Annotated in this window: 19 protein-coding genes; 6 read left to right on the top strand and 13 right to left on the bottom strand. The window is 66.8% G+C overall.

Annotation, left to right across the window (positions count from 1 at the left end; all coding sequences use genetic code 11):
- Nucleotides 1-186: 186 nt before the first annotated feature.
- Entirely contained in the window at nucleotides 187-1,479 is a 1,293-nt protein-coding gene (locus V7082_RS06735) for an adenylosuccinate synthase (RefSeq protein ID WP_334147015.1), read from the top strand.
- Nucleotides 1,480-1,587: 108 nt separating this feature from the next.
- Here V7082_RS06735 and V7082_RS06730 read toward each other — a convergent pair whose 3' ends face one another.
- Both V7082_RS06730 and V7082_RS06725 read right to left on the bottom strand, forming a co-directional pair.
- The gene (locus V7082_RS06730; RefSeq protein WP_334147013.1) at nucleotides 1,588-2,094 is read right to left on the bottom strand and encodes a GNAT family N-acetyltransferase; all 507 of its coding nucleotides are present in this window, start codon (nucleotides 2,092-2,094) and stop codon (nucleotides 1,588-1,590) included.
- A 225-nt stretch (nucleotides 2,095-2,319) separates the two neighbouring features.
- Entirely contained in the window at nucleotides 2,320-2,787 is a 468-nt protein-coding gene (locus V7082_RS06725) for an NUDIX domain-containing protein (RefSeq protein ID WP_334147011.1), read from the bottom strand.
- 41 nt (nucleotides 2,788-2,828) lie between these two features.
- Here V7082_RS06725 and V7082_RS06720 point away from each other — a divergent pair, with 41 nt between their 5' ends.
- On the top strand, nucleotides 2,829-3,758 hold the full coding sequence (locus tag V7082_RS06720) for a metallophosphoesterase family protein (RefSeq protein WP_334147009.1): 930 nt from the start codon (nucleotides 2,829-2,831) through the stop codon (nucleotides 3,756-3,758).
- A 169-nt stretch (nucleotides 3,759-3,927) separates the two neighbouring features.
- Nucleotides 3,928-5,016 (top strand): patatin-like phospholipase family protein, encoded by a 1,089-nt coding sequence (locus tag V7082_RS06715; RefSeq protein ID WP_334147007.1) that lies wholly within the window; start codon nucleotides 3,928-3,930, stop codon nucleotides 5,014-5,016.
- Nucleotides 5,017-5,200: 184 nt separating this feature from the next.
- On the opposite strand, the gene V7082_RS06710 is transcribed toward V7082_RS06715, so the two are convergent.
- On the bottom strand, nucleotides 5,201-5,977 hold the full coding sequence (locus tag V7082_RS06710; RefSeq protein WP_334147005.1) for a helix-turn-helix domain-containing protein: 777 nt from the start codon (nucleotides 5,975-5,977) through the stop codon (nucleotides 5,201-5,203).
- 164 nt (nucleotides 5,978-6,141) lie between these two features.
- Nucleotides 6,142-6,549 (bottom strand): septal ring lytic transglycosylase RlpA family protein, encoded by a 408-nt coding sequence (locus V7082_RS06705; RefSeq protein WP_334147003.1) that lies wholly within the window; start codon nucleotides 6,547-6,549, stop codon nucleotides 6,142-6,144.
- 780 nt (nucleotides 6,550-7,329) lie between these two features.
- Between V7082_RS06705 and V7082_RS06700 the strand changes: the two genes are divergently transcribed.
- Nucleotides 7,330-7,677, top strand: coding sequence for a hypothetical protein (locus V7082_RS06700; protein WP_334147001.1), 348 nt, complete (start codon nucleotides 7,330-7,332; stop codon nucleotides 7,675-7,677).
- Nucleotides 7,678-7,771: 94 nt separating this feature from the next.
- On the opposite strand, the gene V7082_RS06695 is transcribed toward V7082_RS06700, so the two are convergent.
- Nucleotides 7,772-8,284 carry a bactofilin family protein gene (locus tag V7082_RS06695; RefSeq protein WP_334146999.1) on the bottom strand — a complete coding sequence of 171 codons (513 nt, stop codon included), beginning with the start codon at nucleotides 8,282-8,284 and terminating at the stop codon, nucleotides 7,772-7,774.
- 165 nt (nucleotides 8,285-8,449) lie between these two features.
- Complete coding sequence (locus V7082_RS06690) at nucleotides 8,450-8,860, bottom strand: tautomerase family protein (RefSeq protein WP_334146997.1); 411 nt, start codon at nucleotides 8,858-8,860, stop codon at nucleotides 8,450-8,452.
- A 547-nt stretch (nucleotides 8,861-9,407) separates the two neighbouring features.
- On the opposite strand from V7082_RS06690, the gene V7082_RS06685 reads away from it, so the two are divergent.
- Nucleotides 9,408-9,998 carry a glutathione peroxidase gene (locus tag V7082_RS06685; protein ID WP_334146995.1) on the top strand — a complete coding sequence of 197 codons (591 nt, stop codon included), beginning with the start codon at nucleotides 9,408-9,410 and terminating at the stop codon, nucleotides 9,996-9,998.
- A gap of 87 nt (nucleotides 9,999-10,085) precedes the next feature.
- Nucleotides 10,086-10,355 (top strand): DUF2277 domain-containing protein, encoded by a 270-nt coding sequence (locus V7082_RS06680; protein WP_334146993.1) that lies wholly within the window; start codon nucleotides 10,086-10,088, stop codon nucleotides 10,353-10,355.
- Between the two features lie 17 nt (nucleotides 10,356-10,372).
- Here the strand turns inward: V7082_RS06680 and V7082_RS06675 are convergent, their stop codons facing one another.
- From V7082_RS06675 to V7082_RS06645, 7 genes are all read right to left on the bottom strand, one after another.
- Nucleotides 10,373-10,684, bottom strand: a complete 312-nt coding sequence (locus V7082_RS06675; RefSeq protein WP_334146991.1) for a hypothetical protein — start codon at nucleotides 10,682-10,684, stop codon at nucleotides 10,373-10,375.
- A 111-nt stretch (nucleotides 10,685-10,795) separates the two neighbouring features.
- Nucleotides 10,796-11,194 carry a hypothetical protein gene (locus V7082_RS06670; protein WP_334146989.1) on the bottom strand — a complete coding sequence of 133 codons (399 nt, stop codon included), beginning with the start codon at nucleotides 11,192-11,194 and terminating at the stop codon, nucleotides 10,796-10,798.
- 111 nt (nucleotides 11,195-11,305) lie between these two features.
- Nucleotides 11,306-11,569 carry a hypothetical protein gene (locus V7082_RS06665; RefSeq protein ID WP_334146987.1) on the bottom strand — a complete coding sequence of 88 codons (264 nt, stop codon included), beginning with the start codon at nucleotides 11,567-11,569 and terminating at the stop codon, nucleotides 11,306-11,308.
- A gap of 241 nt (nucleotides 11,570-11,810) precedes the next feature.
- Nucleotides 11,811-12,143: a hypothetical protein gene (locus V7082_RS06660; protein ID WP_334146985.1), complete on the bottom strand. Its 333-nt coding sequence runs from the start codon at nucleotides 12,141-12,143 to the stop codon at nucleotides 11,811-11,813.
- A 548-nt stretch (nucleotides 12,144-12,691) separates the two neighbouring features.
- The gene (locus V7082_RS06655) at nucleotides 12,692-13,495 is read right to left on the bottom strand and encodes a LolA family protein (protein WP_334146984.1); all 804 of its coding nucleotides are present in this window, start codon (nucleotides 13,493-13,495) and stop codon (nucleotides 12,692-12,694) included.
- A 218-nt stretch (nucleotides 13,496-13,713) separates the two neighbouring features.
- Nucleotides 13,714-16,407: an FtsK/SpoIIIE family DNA translocase gene (locus V7082_RS06650; protein ID WP_334146982.1), complete on the bottom strand. Its 2,694-nt coding sequence runs from the start codon at nucleotides 16,405-16,407 to the stop codon at nucleotides 13,714-13,716.
- Nucleotides 16,408-16,422: 15 nt separating this feature from the next.
- Nucleotides 16,423-17,640 (bottom strand): aminotransferase class I/II-fold pyridoxal phosphate-dependent enzyme, encoded by a 1,218-nt coding sequence (locus V7082_RS06645; RefSeq protein ID WP_334146980.1) that lies wholly within the window; start codon nucleotides 17,638-17,640, stop codon nucleotides 16,423-16,425.
- Nucleotides 17,641-17,690: the final 50 nt, after the last annotated feature.

Below are 17,690 nucleotides of genomic sequence, written 5' to 3'. Positions count from 1 at the left end.
AGTGGGGCAGCAGGCAACGGGCAGCAGGCAGGATGTGTTAAGGATTTTGGGGTGCTGAGATCAGCGTGAGGGGCTGGGGCAGGGGCGAAAACTGCTTCCACTTTTCCGCGGGCGCTATAAACCTAGGCTTTTGGTTCGGCCCCGGCTCGATCAGCCGGGGCCATTTCATGACACGTGGTGAGAAGAATGGCGAACGTGGTGGTCGTCGGCGCCCAGTGGGGCGACGAGGGAAAGGGCAAGATCGTCGATTGGCTCTCGGAGCGGGCCGATGTGGTCGTGCGATTCCAGGGCGGCCATAACGCGGGCCATACGCTCGTCATCGGCGACACCACCTACAAGCTGTCGCTGCTGCCGTCCGGTGTGGTGCGGCCCGGCAAGCTCGGCGTGATCGGCAACGGCGTGGTCGTCGATCCGTGGGCGCTCATGGCGGAGATCGAGAAGCTCAAGAAGCAGGGACTCGAGATCGGCCGCGAGAACCTGCGCATCGCGGAGAATGCAACGCTGATCCTGCCGTTCCACCGCGAGCTCGACATCATGCGCGAGGAGGCGGCGGGCGATGGGAAGATAGGGACCACGGGACGCGGCATCGGCCCGGCCTACGAGGACAAGGTCGGGCGCCGCGCGATCCGGGTGCAGGACCTCCGGAACCAGGCGACGCTCGGATCCAAGGTCGACCGGATGCTCCTGCATCACAACGCGCTGAGGCGCGGGCTCGGCAAGTCCGAGGTCAGCCGGGAGGCGGTGATGGCGGAGCTCGCTGAGATCGCGCCCAAGGTGCTGCCTTATGTCGACGTGACGTGGGAGCTGCTCGACCACGAGCGCAAGGCCGGCAAGCGGATTCTGTTCGAGGGCGCGCAAGGGGCGCTGCTCGACGTCGACCATGGAACGTACCCGTTCGTCACGTCGTCGAACACGGTGGCGGCGCAGGCCGCGACAGGGGCGGGTATGGGACCCGGCGCGCTGGGCTTCGTGCTCGGCATCGCCAAAGCCTACACGACGCGCGTCGGCGCGGGACCATTCCCGACGGAGCTCACCGATGCCATCGGCGAGACGCTCGGTGAGCGCGGGCACGAGTTCGGGACGGTGACGGGGCGCAAGCGGCGCTGCGGCTGGTTCGATGCCGTGCTGGTGCGGCAGGTGGCCAAGGTCTCCGGCATCAGCGGCATCGCGCTGACCAAGCTCGACGTGCTCGACGGCTTCCCCGAAGTGAAGGTATGCGTCGGCTATAAGCTCGACGGCGAGACGCTGACGCGGTTGCCGGCCGGCCAGAACGCGCAGGCCCGCGTCGAGCCGATCTGGGAAACGTTCGAAGGCTGGTCGCAATCGACGCGTGGCGCGCGGCGCTGGGCGGACCTCCCGGCGCAGGCGGTCAAGTACGTCCGCTTCATCGAGGAGCTGATCGAGTGCCCGGTCACGCTGCTCTCGACGAGCCCGGAGCGCGACGACACGATCCTGATGAAGGATCCGTTCGAGGATTGATGGAGTGGGCAGCGGGTAGCCGGGCAGCAGGCAGGGAAGTGAGACGTGGGCAGTAGGCAGTAGGCAGTAGGCAGTAGGCAGTAGGCAGTAGGCAGTAGGCAGTAGGGATCAGCGGCCGGAGATGGGGCCGTGGTATTCGGAGAGGGCGCCGTTCTCGAGCTCGGCGGCGAGAAGGCGGGTGGGGTCGACGGGGCCGGGGAGCGTGATCGTGCCCGGAGCAACGGGCGCGAAGCCGAAGCGGCCGTAATAGGATTCGTCGCCGACCAGGATGACAAGGCGGTTGCCGGCGGTGCCCGCGGCATCCATGGCCTCCTTGATCAGCGCGCGGCCGTACCCCTGCCCGGCGTATTCGGGCGCGACGACGAGGGGGCCGAGCAGCACGGCGCCGGGCCTGCCGCCGATGAGGATCTCGGACAGGCGGATCGCCGCGACGATGCGCTCGCCGGCCATCGTCAGCCGGCAGAAATCCGAGATCTCGCGGCCAAGTCCCATCTGCTCGCGCACACGGTAGGCCGTGCGTGCGAAGCGACCGGGGCCGAAAGCCCGGTCGTGGAGGGCGGAGATCAGGGGGATGTCTTCCGGCGCGGCGGGCCGGGTCGTGATTTTGGCGAGCATCGCTTGGGGTCCTGGCGTGCGTTCAGACAGGTGGCGCATCAACGCGCGCGGCGCGGCGGGCGCGCTCGTCGGCGGCAGCTTTCGCTCAGGATGGTGGACCGGGTGCTCATGGGCGGCGCTTTAGCATGGCGGACCCCGAGGGTCCAGAGTGCGGAACGGCGTGCCGGCCGTGCCCGAGCGGATCCCGATCCCGCGGCCGGAGGCGTCCGCCGTGCAGCAGGCCCGTCAGGGGGACCAATGCGGTGTGCGGGGCGCGGCGCTCATGATCTCGCGGATGCGCTGGCGGGTCGGCGGGTTTATGGTTTCCGGCAGCGCATCCCAGGGGACCAGGACCTGCTCGGCGATCTCCGCATTGGGCTTCGGCACGGCCTCCTGGTGCCAGGCGCGGACGACGAAGAGGGCGATGTGATCGCCGGGAAACAGACGATGGTTGGCATAGAGGCCGAACAGCTCCGGCGGGCCGGTCAGCGTGACGCCGGCTTCCTCCCGAAGCTCGCGGCGGAGCGCGTCCTCGGCCGTCTCTCCCTTTTCGACGCCTCCGCCCGGGAAGTGCCAGCCCGGGCGATAGGTATGCCGGATCAGAAGCACACGGTCCTGAGCGTCGAGCACGACGCCTTGTGCGCCCAGCGTCAAGCCGCGAGAGTAACGCCAGTAGCGCTGCAACGCCTTGTGGATCATCTTCTCCGGCGACACCACGGCATCTCCTGGGGCACAGCCTCGGGCCCCGAGGGCCTATGACCGAGACCTTCACGCTTGTCCACATCTCCGACGTGCACCTGGGGCCGCTCGATGGATTTCATCTCCGGCACCTCAACACCAAGCGCGCCCTCGGATACCTCAACTGGCAGCGCGGGCGGCGGCACGTCCATTCGCGCGGCGTTGCGGACCGCATCGCGGCGGATGCGCTCGCGCAGGCGCCCGATCATATCGCAGTGACCGGCGATCTCGCCAATCTGGGACTGCCCGGCGAGTATGCGAACACGCTCGCCTGGCTCGAGGCGCTGGGCGATCCGCGGCGGGTTTCGGTCGTTCCCGGCAATCACGATATCTATACGCGACGGCTCGGCGGCGCCTCCTGCCTCGAGACATGGGCACCGTTCATGCGCGGCAACGAGACGCCGACGGACGAGACGGGGCCGGTGCGGTTCCCCTACGTGCGCCGGCAGGGGCCGGTGGCGCTGATCGGGCTCAACTCGGCCGTGCCGACGCCGCCGTTCGTTGCCGCGGGACGGCTCGGGGAGGCGCAGATTGCCGCGCTTTCGCAGACGCTCGTGCGGCTCGGAGAAACGGGGCTCATCCGCGTCGTGCTGATCCATCATCCTCCGCTGCCGGGGCAGGCGCCGCCGCGGCGCGCGCTCGAGGATGCGGCGGCGCTCGCCGAGGTGCTCGAGCGTTGCGGCGCGGAACTCGTGCTGCACGGGCACAACCACCGGCAGATGCTGGCCTGGCGCCGGCATGGGGTGCGCGGCATTCCGGTGCTCGGCGCGGCGTCGGCCTCGGCTGCAGCCGCGCACAAGGCCGAACCGCTCGCGCGTTATCACGTGCTTCGCATGCGGCGCGAGAGCGGGCTTGCGCACATCGATTGCGAGATCCGCGGACTGGCCGAGACGGAGGGCGAGATCGTCCGTCTCGCGCGTGAAGATCTCGTCATGCCCGGCCGATGACCGATGCGTCGCGCCTCGATGCTCCGTGCTGAGCGGTGCCACAATTCGCGCACATTTTGTGCACGCTCAAGACGGCGTTCCGAGGTCCATGCGGCCGATTGCGAGGGTCACCCGGGTCCGGTTCGTGCTAGTGTCCGCACCTTCGGAAACGGATGCGGAACAACACCGATTGTCGCGTTTCAGGCGTCATCTCAAGATCAATCTGGCCTTGCAGGGCGGCGGCGCGCACGGCGCCTTCACCTGGGGCGTGCTCGATCGCCTGCTCGAAGAAGAGCATCTCTCTTTCGGGTGGATCTCGGCAACGAGCGCGGGTGCGGTCAATGCAGTCGCGCTGGCGTCGGGCCTCGTCACCGGCGGCCGCGAGGGTGCACGCGCCAAGCTGCGCGAGGTATGGGAAGGCGTGCACAAGGCAGGCGTGCCCGATCTGTTGCGGCTCAATCCATTCCTGGCCGGCCTCAGCAGTCCCAACGCGCTCGCGCATGTCACGAGCTTTCTGTCGCCTTACGACTTCAATCCGCTGGGCTACGATCCGCTGCGCACGCTGCTGTCCGATACCATCGACTTCGAGGGCATCCGCCAGCGCGCCCCCGTCGAGCTTCTGATCGCCGCCACGGAGGTTGCGACCGGGCGCCCGCGCCTCTTCCGGCGTGCGGAGATGTCCGTCGAGGCCGTGCTCGCGTCCTCATGCCTGCCGACGCTGCACCGGACGGTCGAAATCGACGGCGTCGGCTATTGGGACGGCGGCTTCTCCAAAAACCCCGATCTCGTGACGCTGGCGACGGAAAGCCCGGTCAAGGACACGCTGATCGTCGAGCTCAATCCGCTCGAGCGGCGCGAGCTTCCCAAGGGTGTCCGCGAGATTGCAGGTGGGGTGAACCGGCTTACCTTCAATGCGCCGCTGCTGAGGGATATCGAGATGATCCTCGCGGTGCGCAATTCCGTCGGGGGATGGTTCGGCACAAAGCGCGGACCGCAGGGGGCGCTCGCGGCGCATCGGTTCCACATGATCGAGGCGGGGCGCTACACAGCCTCGCTCTCCGATGACAGCAAGCTCAAGCCGGATCTCGGGCTCCTTACCTATCTCCATTCGGCGGGCCGCACGCAGACCCACAAGTGGATCGGCCAGCATATGCGCGCCATCGGGCGGCGCGAGACGGCCGACCTTGCGCACCGCTTTCAGGGGCGGGGAGGGATGCCAGCATCGGAGGACGAAAGCGACAGCGGAACCGCGCCCGACGTCGCGGCATCGCGGGCTTGAATGCGGCGACATGCGGCGGGCGTGTCTGAACCCCGATCGTCCATGCGGAGCATGGCTCCGCCATGATGTCGGGGCGATGTTGCTATGTGTCCCGGCGGATCGCCGTAAATACTCCGTCATCCCGGCGCAGGCCGGGATCCAGACACGTGGAACCCCGAGCGCTTCCGACGAGGAGTGTCAACTGTCAGGGACCGACAAGGCGGGCGTAGCCTTCCTCGATCGAGGTCTCGAGCATGCCCTTGTAAAGCCTGTACTCGGGGGCCTTGGGCGTGATCTCGCCGAGGGCGAGCGATTTGAACTCCTGGCGCTTCATGTAGACGATCGGCGAGGCGACAGGCATGAACGTCGCGCGCTGCTTGTTGAGCGTCGTGATGATGCCGCGCATCTCGTCGTTCTGATCGATCTGGGACACCAGGACCATGCGCATGGCGCCTTTGGTCAGCGAGACCAGATGAATGTACATGGAGGCGGCCGGCACGTAGAGGCGTCCGCGGTGCGAGAAGGGCGCATCGGGGCGCTCTCGCTCCTCGAACAGCAGGCTCGGCCATTCCGGATCCCAGACGATGTCCGTGCGGTAGGCGACGATGGCGTCCGGCTTGGCGAATGCCGGGCGGATCGTGAGGTAGCTGCCGATGTAATGGTCCACGGCGGCGCGCGTATAGGCACCCATGTAGACCGGTGCGACGACGCCGCCCTCGCCCTTGAGTTCCATGGGCTGGGCGGTGGACATGGAGCCGAACCAGGACTCCTTCAGGCGCTGGTAGTCGAGCCCCAGCACCATCGCCACGTCGAACAGGGTCTGCTCGCGGACCGGCTTGCCGTGTAGGAGGTTCTGGATGGTCTTCTCGTGGCAGTCGGCCGCGTCGGCGAGCTCTGCTTGGGTGAGTTTCTTCTCGACCATTGCGGTGCGAATGATCTGCACCGCCGCAACGCGCTCCTTGCTGCTCGGCGTCAGTTTCATGCGGCGGCCCACCCCGTGGATAGCAACTTTCTGCAATATACTGGATTTTTCCGCTACCCCAAGGCTCCTGCGGAACAGAGTCAACGTCAACGAGGGTCCGCCGGCCATGAAAAAGGCGGGCCGTTTGCGCGGCCCGCCCCTGCAACTCGAACGTGCGACAGATGTCAGCCGCGGCCGAGTACCGCGATCGTGACCGGAGCCACGCCCGACTGCGTCATGCCGATGACGCCGGCAGCGCCGCGGGAGAGGTCGATGATGCGGCCTTTGATGAAGGGGCCGCGGTCGTTGATGACCACGGTCACCGAGCGGCCGTTGTTGCGGTTGGTGACGAGAACGCGCGTGCCGAAGGGCAGCGTGCGGTGTGCGGCCGTCATGGCGCCCGGGTTGAAGCGGGCACCGGACGCCGTCATCTGGCCCTGCCAGTAGTAGGACGCCATGCCGTGCGAGCCGCCCGAGGAGCCGACGCTCGCGACCGGGTGGTGCTTGGCCGAGCGGCGATCCACGCCGCCCCGGCGAGAAGCCTTCTTGTGGCTGGCCTTGCTCGCATGGTGGTGGGCCTTTTTGTGGGCCATCTTCCTGCAGGATGTCTTCTTCGCCTTGTGCGTGCTGCCACAGGCAGCCCGCGACCCCGTGTACTCCGAATGGGCCGCGCTCGCCGGGCGAGCGTCAACGAAACCAACCGAAAGTGCAGCCAGGGCTGCAAAAGCGAGATACCGCATAATTGTCTCCATCTTCCCAGCGACAGTGCTGCGGCTCGAATGCGGCTTTACCCCCGTCAGGCCGCCGGCTCCCCCGAGGAACCAAGGTCGGGCCTTCCGCCTCTTGGGCGGGTCGTCACTTGTTCACCAAAGTGATGGGCAACCGATACGCAGAGAATTCCTCAGCACAACTCCAGAACGTGTTCTGTCGCTCCGATATTCCGGGGCTCCCTTATCGAGCACCCGTTCTGGTGGCGCGCACCTGATCAGCCGAATTGGGCAAAATCAACGGTTGGAGTTGAACGTCGTTTTATTTCGATACATGTTGTGTTGATTTAATTTCGTTTTTTATTTTGCACTGCAAAAACTGCGACGGCAGGTCGCACAATATGGTTTATAAAGCTTGCTTCGCAAGCCTCAGAAAATGCGGCTCTTTTGTGGCAAACGGAGCGATGCGGCAAGAGTTTGAATGGCGTGCAGGAGTTCCTGCCCGCCTTGAACTTCCTCCGCTGCGCACCATACTTTTCCGCAAGCTTTCCAGGAGAGTATCGGCTGCTATCCGGTCCTCTCCCGCCTCGGTCCTTCCGGGCGCCTTACCGTCTCGTGCGAGCCGGCGGGCTGCCCGCATTGCCGCTTTTCTCATTGGAGCTCCCCATGACCTCACCTGCGGACACCCGGTGCCGGCGGACGCTGGGCCAAGTCCTCGCTCTCGCCGCGCTTCTCGCCGTGCCGCTGCTCGCCTTTGCGCCGACGCCGGCGGACGCGGCGGGCATCAAGTGCATCGACGGTTTCCAGATCGTCAGCGGATCGCGGATCGCTACGCCCTATTGCCAGGACAAGCTGGTGGCGCAGGTCGCGCGCGAGCACGGCATGAAGGTCTCGGAGGCCGAGATACGAAACAACCCGAACTACAAGCGGCACATCTGCCAGTTCGTCGGCCGCGATATCCGCATCTATCAAGCCTGCATCGACGCCAACAGCCTCGGGCGCCGGCCGTTCTGACACCCGCGCGCCGATCCAGAGACATCGAGCCCCGCCCAGGATCCTGGGCGGGGCTCGTTTGCTGCTTCCCTCAGCGTTGCGCTTTGCGCGAACCTTATCCGGCCGCGGGCTGGGATGGCGCCGGGTAGCTGTTGACGTCCAGATTGGGGGCGATCTCGGCTGTGTCCTTCGCGCGGCGCACGCGGCCGTCGAACTGTGCGCCTTCCGAGATCGAAAGCGTCTGATGGAAGATGTCGCCCTCGACCACGGAGGTCGGGTGCAGCGTCACGGACTGGGCTTTGATCGCTCCCCGCACGCCGCCGCGCACCTCGATCTGCTCGGCGCAGACGGTGCCGATCACCGAACCGTCCTCGCCGATGACGACCTGCTTGCCGGTCACGTCGCCGCGGATGTCGCCGTCGATCTGCAGCTTGTTCTGGGAGATGATGGTGATCTTCTCACCGAGGATGGTGAGGTCGGTGCCGATGACGGAGGTGCCCATGGCGGCAGCGGCGCCGAAGGGAGATGCGCGTCCGTTGCCGGATGACGGCACGGGTCCGGCCAAGCCGCTCGGCGGGCTCGGAGGCTTCGGTAGACTGGGATCGGAACTGGAACCGCGACTGAACACACTAACCTCCCCTGGTACTCACAAGCCTGATTGGCGTCCAATATGGACGGAAACACGGTGAGATGGAGGAAATTTGTCGTCAGAGAGTGAAGTAAGGCGAAACAGGCGGGTTCCGGTGGAAGAGTAAATTATTCCGGCTGACGTGCAAAAATTTCAAACCGCGCGTCAATCCTCGCCGCTCGCGCCAGCCAGCTCGCCGGTCAGGAACTGGGCGCGCCCATGCCCGAACGACCAGTCCTCGTCCGTGTTCTCGACCATCGACACCATGACGTCGCTCGGGGCGATGCCGCAGCTCCGCTCCAACTCCTCCACCAGCAGGCGATAGAAAAGCTCCTTGGCCTCGCGCCCACGCGGACGCGTCGTAACCTGCAGAATGATGACGTCGTCGGTGCGCGGAATGTCGAGGCCCGTGTCCTCCACGATCATGCGCGAGCGCTTGTGCTCGTGGACGATCTGGTAGCGATCGCGCTCGGGCACCTTGAAGGCGGCCAGCATGGCGCGGTGGGCCGCGTCGAGAAGCGCCTTGAGCTCGGACTTGGAGCGGCCTTCGATGAGGTCGAAACGCAGGAGGGGCATGGGGACACCAGGGGTAAAGGCAGGGCCGGACGATTAGGCCGTAGGGAGTTTGCGGCGTGGCGGCAATTGGAAATAGGTGGTGGGGGGAGGGAAGTGGGCAGCAGTAGGCAGTAGGTCGGCAGCGGGCCGCAGGCAGGAAGTGGGCAGTGGGCAAGGTTTGCGGTGGGAGGAATGCGGGGCGGAAAAGCAAAGGGGCCGCCCTGTGGGCGGCCCCCGTGAGATTCGGGCGGCGTTGTCCGGCGGTTGTGGCGCCGGGCCGCGAAACGCTGGCCTTCAGACGGTCCCCAGAGGCAGACCCGGCTTGAAATCCAGCGATCCCGACATCGCCGTCCTCAAGATCCCACTCGACATCGGATCACCTCCTTCCAGTTGTTGAAGCCTGGAGAAAGCGTGCCATGCTTCGCCAAAAATGCAAAGTTAAGGTTTGGATAGCCGACGCAACCGGCGTGCACCCGCGAGACGTCATGGGTGCCTCGCCGGAGCGACGCGGCGGGCATCGGCGCTCTTAAAGAGACCGGCCAGGAAACCAGGAAAAGGAGTTCGTCCCGTGGGCTTCAAAGCTGTTGCTTCGGTGGCCGTGATCGGGCTTGCTGCGATGGTCGGCGGTGTGTCGGCCGGTGCCGGAAGCCAGAGCGGCAAGACGGCATGGGACTTCGCGTTCACCTCCATCGACGGCAAACCGATGCCGCTCTCGGACTTCAAAGGCCGCGTGCTGCTGGTCGTGAACACAGCCTCGTTCTGCGGCTTCACGAAGCAATATGAGGCGTTGCAAGCGCTCAATGCTAGATACGAGGCGCAAGGCTTCAACGTGATCGGCGTGCCCTCCAACGACTTCGGCGGGCAGGAGCCGAAGGCTGAGGGCGAGATCAAGGAATTCTGCGAGGGCATGTTCGGCGTGACGTTCCCGCTCGCGGACAAAAACGTCGTGTCGGGCGCCGACGCGCATCCGTTCTATGCGTGGGCGCGCGAGGAGCTGGGCTGGCTCAATGCGCCGAAGTGGAACTTTCACAAGTATCTCGTGGGGCGCGACGGCAGGCTCGTGACGAGCTTCTTCTCCGCGACGGCGCCCGATGCGGCGCGCTTGATCGCGGCCGTGGAGGCAGAGATCGCGAAGCCTCGGGTGGCGGCGGCGGACTGATTGAAGTTGCGCAGGCCCGCGCCGTGCCGGAACGCCGTCTACGGAAACGACGTTGGCTTAGAGCAACATTCTTTCGGAGGCTGCGTCATGTGCCGCAACATCAAGACGCTCTACAACTTCTCGCCGCCCGCGACGGAGGACGAGATCCGCGCGTCGGCGCTCCAGTTCGTACGCAAGATCTCGGGTTTCGCGCATCCCTCGAAAGCCAACGCGGCGGCGTTCGATCTGGCCGTGGACCGCGTGGCGTCGGCGGCTCAGGAGTTGCTCGACGAGCTCGTCACGCTCGCGCCGCCTCGCGACCGGGATGTCGAAGCGGCCAAGGCGAAGGCGCGCACTGCGGCACGGTTCGGCGGCTGAGGCGGTCGCCTCGCAAGTTATGGCTGGTCCGTGCTTTTCCGATCGCTGTCGATGCGCTCGACCTTGGCGGCCTGGTTCGGGACGAGCATGACCTTGTAAGTCACGCCTTTGCACGTGAGGATCCAGGCCGCTTCGTCGGGCTTTGCGGCCTCCGGATCGCGGGTGGCGCTCTCGGGGTTCTCGCAGGCGAACCCCTGCTTGCGGATCTGCACGGCGATGATGTCCTTCGACACCTCCTTGGGGGCGGCGGCCTCTGCGACCGTTGCTGTCGCCGGTAGTCCGATACCGCCGGCGACGACGCCGGCCATGGCAATGCGCGTGATCCTCATCCGTCCAGCCTCGCGCGACTGTTGAAGACGCGCTCAATCTATACCAGTTCTCCGCCCGGCGGCTCATGTGTCCGCCGTGAGCCTTAGGATTTTGCGACTGGCGGATACATCTCAGACCAGGGCGTAGCCTTTAGCGGTCAGGAAGGCGCCGAGCAGCAGGGATACGAGCGCCCAGGCGGTAATCGCGTTCTCGCTCCGCATCAGGGCGTTGCGCAGCCCCGTCACGCGCTCGGGCCAGATGATGCGTGCGGTGCCGCCGATCACGCACAGCCAGCCGAACACCGTGACGAGCAGCGTCCATTCCGCCGACCAGATGTTATGGGTGCGCACGATGGCGAGACCCGCAAGCAGCGTGAAGATGCCCGAGAAGAATATGAACTCCGGGCCATTCAGTGTGCCGGTGATCAGGTTGGCGACCGTGCGCCGGTTGATCAGGAGCGCGGCTGCGACGGCCATCAGCAGAGGGCCGGCGAGGCCCGCGATCAGCTCCGAGTTTGTCATATCGCTCATCCCCTGGTCGGTGTGAGCCGGAACCATTTAAGTTTCGCGCCGATGGCGGCGCCTTGCAAGGGACCGCAAAGAAATCGGGCCGATCTTGCGATCGGCCCGGATGTGCGTGGCCTACCAGCCGCGATGGTGCTTGTTGCCGTACTTCCACGCGTAGAAGTGGGGTTTCCAGTGATGGCGATGTCCGCTCTTCCAGCTCCAGCGATTGTGGACATGCTTTCCTGCGTGCTTGTGCTTTCCGGCGTGGTGATGGACGCCTTTGCCGTTGTGGCCGTAGGAGTGCTGCGGCTTGCCGCGCCAGTCGGCGAGCGCCGGCGAGAGCGTGATCGCGGTTGCGGCTGCGGCGAGGGCGAGCTTGGTGAAAAGCGAGGATCTCATGTTCGGTCTCCTGTTTCGTTCGGGCCTGGCCTACGCGCGGGGTGCGCGCCCCAAGCCTTCGAGACCGATCGTGACGGGGCGCGCTTGAACTCGCCTTGAATGCCCGGCTCATCTGCGGTTCATGTCTGTGGCCACCGACGGGCCGCGGAGGAAGAAGGGGGGCCGCGCAAAAAAAAGCCGATCCAAAGATCGGCCCAGGGGGAGGACGCAGGGGAGATAGAAATCAGCTCAGGTGCGGCGCTTACTTGCCGACGCGGGGGAGGCCCCAGAGGCGGTGCCAGCTGTCGTGGGATTCCTTGCGAATGTTCTTCGATGCATCGGTCTGCATTGCGGCGAGCTTGGCGCGGTCGCTGCGCGTCAGGTAGCCCTTGGTTTCCATGGAGGCCTTGGTGCGGGCGATCCGTTTCTGCTCGGCGCGCAGCTTGATGCCCTCGGTCCACGTGATTGCACCGGTCTCGCGGCCGTGCTCGATGCGGTCGGCCTGACGGTCCATGCGGTTGCCGATCGCGTCCGCCGATGCGACCGCGGGGGCGGCGATCGCGAGCATCAGGGCGAGGGGGATCGTGCGGTTCATCATCGTTCTCCTGTTCCATCTTCGACCGGCGAGGAAGGCCGGCGTGGTGACAGGAGGAATACGGGCTCTGCTTTGAACCGGCCCTGAATGGGGCTTTCAGGCGCCGTTCATCCCGCGGCTCGCTTGCCGCCGGCGTTCGGCCGCGGCGCGGATGGCGCCGGACCATGGGCCGGATAGGGGAGAAGGGCCGGACAGAGAAACGCCCAACCCCGGGGGGCGGGGCTGGGCGCTCAAGCGCTCTCGCGCGCAACGCCGGGAGGGAAGCCGGCGTTCCAGGCCGATGCCTCGGTTAGACGGGGGGAGCTACCGATATGTATGGCATCGCCTGAGTAATGTTGACATAAGCGCAACACGCCAGCTTTCAATAGGGGGCAAGCGGCCCGATCACGAAAATGTGATTTACTTTTCCACGATATCCCCCGGTTATCGTGATTCGGGCGTGGGGATCGGCGAATATGCCTTGATTTTAGACACTTCCGGCTCAGCCGTTTTCCCCAGCAAGCGTTCATCCGGGGCGATGCCACAGCCCGGACGCGCCCTGAGGCCGGTCAGGGATGGAATTTATTCAAAGTCACCGCCTGGATCTTGAACAGCCGGGCATCGAGCTTCTCGCTCTTGTCGAGCTGGGAAATCTCGACCCGGGTATCAAGGCCCTGGGCGTCCGTGGTTAACCATTCCTTGAGCTCCAGCTCCGGTGCCTTCGTCATGTAGAGCTTGATTTTGCCCGGTGCGTCGGGGCTCTTGTCGCGCAGCGCGACGACGAGCTGGTCGTCGCTCTCCTGCACCTCAACGATCATGGCGTCGCGGATCAGATCCACATCCTTGCGCAGGAGCAGCCGGAACGGAGTCTGGTCGAGCGCGACGCGGTCCTCGTTGTTGAGGTCTAGGTCCTGGATGGCGAGATACTCGCCGTCGGAAATGATGATCTGGCGTGAGGGGCGCGCGTAGTCGAAGCGGAAGCGGCCGGGCCGCTTGACCATGAACTTGCCCTTCATGCGCTTGTTGTCGGCCGTGGTCTGCACGAAGTTGCCCTTAAGGTCTCCGAGGGTGTTGAAATAGCCGTTGACCCTCCTCACCACCTCGGTCTGCGCGTCGTTCAGCATCAGGCCGCCGCCGGGCGTCGCGACCTCGGCGTTCCATCCCGACCTGTCGGCCGCGGCGCGCTCGGCGCCGGCAGGAGGCTGGGCTGCGGGCGCCTCGGCACCGGGGCGCGTCGCAGGAACGGGGGCCGGAACGGCGGCTGCGGCAGGCTGATCGCCCGAAGGCGGCGGCGTTGCGTCCCCGGCATGGACGGCGGTCGCGAGAAGCGCGAGCGAAAGGCCCGCCGTGGCGGCCAGGTCCAGTATCTTCATATTCCGTCTCATTGAGCCCCCCGCCCCCGAAAGCCTGGAGGCACCCCTGCTGTCTGACCGGACAATGCGTCCACAAGTGGGCAGGTGTAGCCCCGTGGGCATGCGTGTTCCGGCGTCCGGTCGATGGCCGGGGAGATCGCCGGTCAGCGCCAGAGTGATAGGATCTGGCGCCGCGGCCGTCCAGTCGCCGCCGGCCTCGTCTGGGGTTTTCCAGAGGTTCAGGCGACCGAGCGGCCCGGTGCGTCGCCGGCCAGGATCTCGCGGCGGCCGGTGTGGTTCGGCGCGCTGATCAGGCCGTCGTGTTCCATGCGCTCGATCAGGTCGGCGGCGCGGTTGTAGCCGATGGAGAGGCGGCGCTGCACGTAGCTCGTCGTGGCCTTGCGGTCGCGCAGCACGAGTGCGACGGCGCGGTCGTAAAGGCTGTCGCCGCCGTCCGTCTCGCTTGCCTCCGCTGGGCCCTCGTCGGTCGGCGCGGCGTCGATGTCCTCGACGTAGCGCGGGGCGCCCTGCGCGCGCAGATGGGCCGCGACGGCCTCGACCTCCTCGTCGGATACGAACGGCCCGTGCACGCGCAGGAGCTGGCCGGCGCCGGACGTGTAGAGCATGTCGCCCTGGCCGAGCAGCTGCTCGGCGCCCTGCTCGTTCAGGATGGTGCGGCTGTCGATCTTGGAGGCGACCTTGAAGCCGATGCGGGTCGGGAAGTTAGCCTTGATGGTGCCGGTGACGATGTCGACCGACGGGCGCTGCGTGGCCATGATCAGGTGAATGCCCGCCGCGCGCGCCTTCTGCGCGAGGCGCTGCACCGCCGTCTCGATGTCCTTGCCGGCGGTGATCATCAGATCGGCGAACTCGTCCACGACCACGACGATGTAGCTCATGGGCGCGAGGTCCATCTCCTCGCGCTCGTAGATGGGTTTCCCCGTTTCCGGATCGAACCCCGTCTGCACGGTGCGTGCGAGCTGCTCGCCGCGCTGGCTCGCGGTTTTGATGCGCGTGTTGAACGCCTCGATGTTGCGCACGGAGAGCCGGGCCATGCGCTTGTAGCGCTCCTCCATCTCGGCGACGACCCAGTTCAGTGCGCCGACCGCTTTCTGCGGATCGGTGACGACGGGCGTCAGGAGGTGGGGGATGTCGTTGTAGACCGACAGCTCGAGCATCTTGGGATCGATCATGATCAGGCGGCACTGCTCCGGCGTGTGGCGGAACAGGATCGACAGGATCATGGCATTAACGCCGACCGACTTGCCCGAGCCCGTGGTGCCCGCGACGAGGAGGTGAGGCATGCGCGCGAGGTCGGCGACGATCGGCTCGCCGCCGATGGAGCGGCCGAGCGTGATGGGCAGGATGCCGTCGGCGCCGGCGAAGGCCGGGCTTTCGATCAGCTCGCGCAGGCCGACCGTCTCGCGGCGGCTGTTCGGCAGCTCGATGCCTATGACGTTGCGGCCGGGGATTACGGCGACACGGCAGCTCGTGGCGCTCATGGAGCGGGCGATGTCGTCAGCGAGCGCCATGATGCGCGTGGCCTTGGTGCCGCGGGCGGGCTCGAGCTCGTAGAGCGTGACGACGGGGCCCGGCTTGATGTCGCGCACCTCGCCCTTGACGCCGAAATCGGCGAGCACGTCCTCGAGCAGGCGCGCGGTGCCGCGCAGCACGGTCTGCGAGAGCTCGTTGCCCGCTTTCGACGGCGGGCTCTTCTTCAGCATGGAAGGTGCGGGACGCTTGAAGGTGATCTCGGTGCGGCGCTGGGCGAGGGCGCGGATGAGCGGATTGGCAACGGCGCGCGCGGCCGGCGGCGCAGGCTTCGGGGCCGGGGGCGGGGGTGGCGCGGCCTGCGGAGGGGGCGCCTCCCGCGCGCCGGTGAGGAAGCGGGGAAGATCGTGGCCGGATAGCCCGGTGTGGTCGGCGAGGTCGGCTTCGGGCGGGCGCGGGCGTGCGCCGGCGGGTGCGAAGCGCTCGGCGATGGCGCGGCTCGAGATCTCGAGCGTGTCGTCGCCTGGCTCAGCGGCGAACCCATCGTCGGTGAACGCGTCATCTGCGTCGGCGGAGGCGATGTCGTGCTCGTAGGCGATCGGAGGACGGCGCTCGAAGCGGGGAGCCTCGCGCGGCGCGCGGTCCTGCGGGCCGGGCTGGCGGGCGAGGACGCCGGGCAGCACGTGCTCCATGGCATCGAACCCGCGCCGGGCGACATGCTCCGCCGTGGCGCGCCAGGGACGCAGGGAGCCCAGAGCGGAGGCGAGGCTGCCCGGATGGGGCAGATGCTCGCTCAAGGTATGGGGCGCCGTATCGCCGCGCCACGATGCCGCCTCGCGGCTGGGCTCGTAGCGGTGCGCGGGGAATACCTCGGTGCGCGTCACGCCGAGGGTCCGTACCAGCGACGACATGCCGAAGCCGGTGAGAAGGATGGCGGCGGCGAGGCCGGCGGTGTCGGAGCTGATGAAGCCCAGGATCGAGGACGCGAAATCGAAGATCGCATCGCCCAGGATGCCGCCGTAGCCATGCGCGACGGGCCAGGAGGGCGAGCGCGGGAGCGCGGAGACGGCACCGGCGAGGCCGAGCAGCGCAAAGGGGTAATAGGTGGCCTTGCCGCGCAGGTTCGGCACGTGCTCGGCGAGCACCAGCTCGAAGCCCCAGATCATCGGCGGAAGCAGCGCGACGGCGGCGGCGAGGCCGAGCGTCTGCAGCAGGAGGTCGGCCACGATGGCGCCCGGCGCGCCGAGCGCGTTGCTCACGGGGCCGTCGGTGGCGTGGGTGAGGCTTGGGTCGGCGACCGACCACGACACCATGCTGGCCCAGACGGCCGCGAGTGTCAGCAAAAGCGCAATGCCGCAGCTCCGTCCGAGGGTGCCGATCAGGCTGGCCTCGAGGGCAGGCGGCAACAGGCGCTGGCGATCGTGTCCGGCAACGGACGGCATGGCAACGAACGTCTCTTACGCAGATACATGAACGACCCGTTCGAGCGCCTCCCCGATCGTCGCGGCATCGTGGACCAATGCGACACGCACGTAAGGCGCGCCGGGATTGGTCCCATCAGCTCCGGTCCGAGCCAGGTAGGCACCGGGTATGACCTTGACTCCGAAACGTTTCCATAAGGTTAGTGCCGCGTTTTCGCCGCCTCCGATATCGTCCATATCGAGCCACAGGAAGAACCCGCCGGCCGGGCGGACGTAGCCGAATCGGTTGCCGAGCGCAGCGTCGGCCACGTCGTATTTCGCGGCATAGGCGCGGCGGTTGGCGGTAACGTGCTGCTCCTCGGCCCAGACGGCGGCGGAGGCGTGCTGGGTCGGGCCCGGCATCTGCGGGCCGATGAGGTTGCGGACCTCGAACAGGGTGTCGAGGAAGCCGGCGTCGCCCGCGGAGAAGCCGGAGCGCAGCCCGGGCAGGTTCGAGCGCTTGGAGAGCGAATTGAAGACGACGAGGTTGCGGAAGCGGTCCGGAGTTCGGGCTGCAACCTCGAGCGCGCCGACCGGCGGGGGGCCGGAATAGATCTCCGAGTAGCACTCGTCGAAGAAGAGCAGGAAGTCGTAGGCACGGGCGAGGTCGAGCGCGCGGGCAATGTAAGCCGCGTCCGCGACGGCTCCCTGCGGGTTGGCGGGCGAGCACAGGTAGAGCGCGGCTGTGCGGGCGAGGAGTGCGGTGTCGGCTGCGAGCGCGTCGAGGTCCGGCAGGTGGCCGGTTGCGGTGGTCGCGTTCAGGAACACGGGCTCGGCCCCGGCGGCGAGCGCGCCTCCGAGGTAGGCCTGGTAGAACGGATTGCACATCAGGATCGCCGGGCGGCCGTCTACGCCCTGCTTGCGGCCGACGGCGGGGAAGGCCGCATAGAAAAGACCTTCGCGCGAGCCGTTGCAGGGCAGGATCTCGCGCGCGGGATCGACGGCGCCGGCAAGGTTGAAGCGGCGTCCGATCCAGTCCGCAATGGCTCCCCGCAACGCGTCCGAGCCGCGGATCGGCGGGTATTTGGCGAACAGGGCTTCCGCCTCGGTGATCTTCGCGGCGACGAAGGCCGGCATGGTCTCGCGCGGCTCGCCGAGCGTGAGGTCGATGGGCGGCCGTCCCGGCGGGATGCCGTCCAGCAATTGGCGCAGACGCGAGAAGGGGGAGAGGATGGTGCCGTCGGCAAGCGAGGCGAGGGTGAGGGCGTGGGACATGGGGCTTTGTAGGTGGGCAGCGGGCAGCGGGCAACTGGGGGTGGGCAGTA

Source organism: Hyphomicrobium sp. (assembly GCF_036833075.1).
Lineage (GTDB): Bacteria > Pseudomonadota > Alphaproteobacteria > Rhizobiales > Hyphomicrobiaceae > Hyphomicrobium_C.
The sequence above is the reverse complement of the archived record's forward strand: the minus strand, read 5'-3'. Positions and strand labels throughout refer to the sequence as shown.

Coding starts and splice junctions, on each gene's coding strand:
- V7082_RS06735 (WP_334147015.1), top strand. CDS start 187: ATGGCGAACGTGGTGGTCGTCGGCGCCCAGTGGGGCGACGAGGGAAAG.
- V7082_RS06730 (WP_334147013.1), bottom strand. CDS start 2,094: ATGCTCGCCAAAATCACGACCCGGCCCGCCGCGCCGGAAGACATCCCC.
- V7082_RS06720 (WP_334147009.1), top strand. CDS start 2,829: ATGACCGAGACCTTCACGCTTGTCCACATCTCCGACGTGCACCTGGGG.
- V7082_RS06710 (WP_334147005.1), bottom strand. CDS start 5,977: ATGAAACTGACGCCGAGCAGCAAGGAGCGCGTTGCGGCGGTGCAGATC.
- V7082_RS06705 (WP_334147003.1), bottom strand. CDS start 6,549: ATGGCCCACAAAAAGGCCCACCACCATGCGAGCAAGGCCAGCCACAAG.
- V7082_RS06700 (WP_334147001.1), top strand. CDS start 7,330: ATGACCTCACCTGCGGACACCCGGTGCCGGCGGACGCTGGGCCAAGTC.
- V7082_RS06690 (WP_334146997.1), bottom strand. CDS start 8,860: ATGCCCCTCCTGCGTTTCGACCTCATCGAAGGCCGCTCCAAGTCCGAG.
- V7082_RS06680 (WP_334146993.1), top strand. CDS start 10,086: ATGTGCCGCAACATCAAGACGCTCTACAACTTCTCGCCGCCCGCGACG.
- V7082_RS06675 (WP_334146991.1), bottom strand. CDS start 10,684: ATGAGGATCACGCGCATTGCCATGGCCGGCGTCGTCGCCGGCGGTATC.
- V7082_RS06670 (WP_334146989.1), bottom strand. CDS start 11,194: ATGAGCGATATGACAAACTCGGAGCTGATCGCGGGCCTCGCCGGCCCT.
- V7082_RS06665 (WP_334146987.1), bottom strand. CDS start 11,569: ATGAGATCCTCGCTTTTCACCAAGCTCGCCCTCGCCGCAGCCGCAACC.
- V7082_RS06660 (WP_334146985.1), bottom strand. CDS start 12,143: ATGAACCGCACGATCCCCCTCGCCCTGATGCTCGCGATCGCCGCCCCC.
- V7082_RS06655 (WP_334146984.1), bottom strand. CDS start 13,495: ATGAAGATACTGGACCTGGCCGCCACGGCGGGCCTTTCGCTCGCGCTT.
- V7082_RS06650 (WP_334146982.1), bottom strand. CDS start 16,407: ATGCCGTCCGTTGCCGGACACGATCGCCAGCGCCTGTTGCCGCCTGCC.
- V7082_RS06645 (WP_334146980.1), bottom strand. CDS start 17,640: ATGTCCCACGCCCTCACCCTCGCCTCGCTTGCCGACGGCACCATCCTC.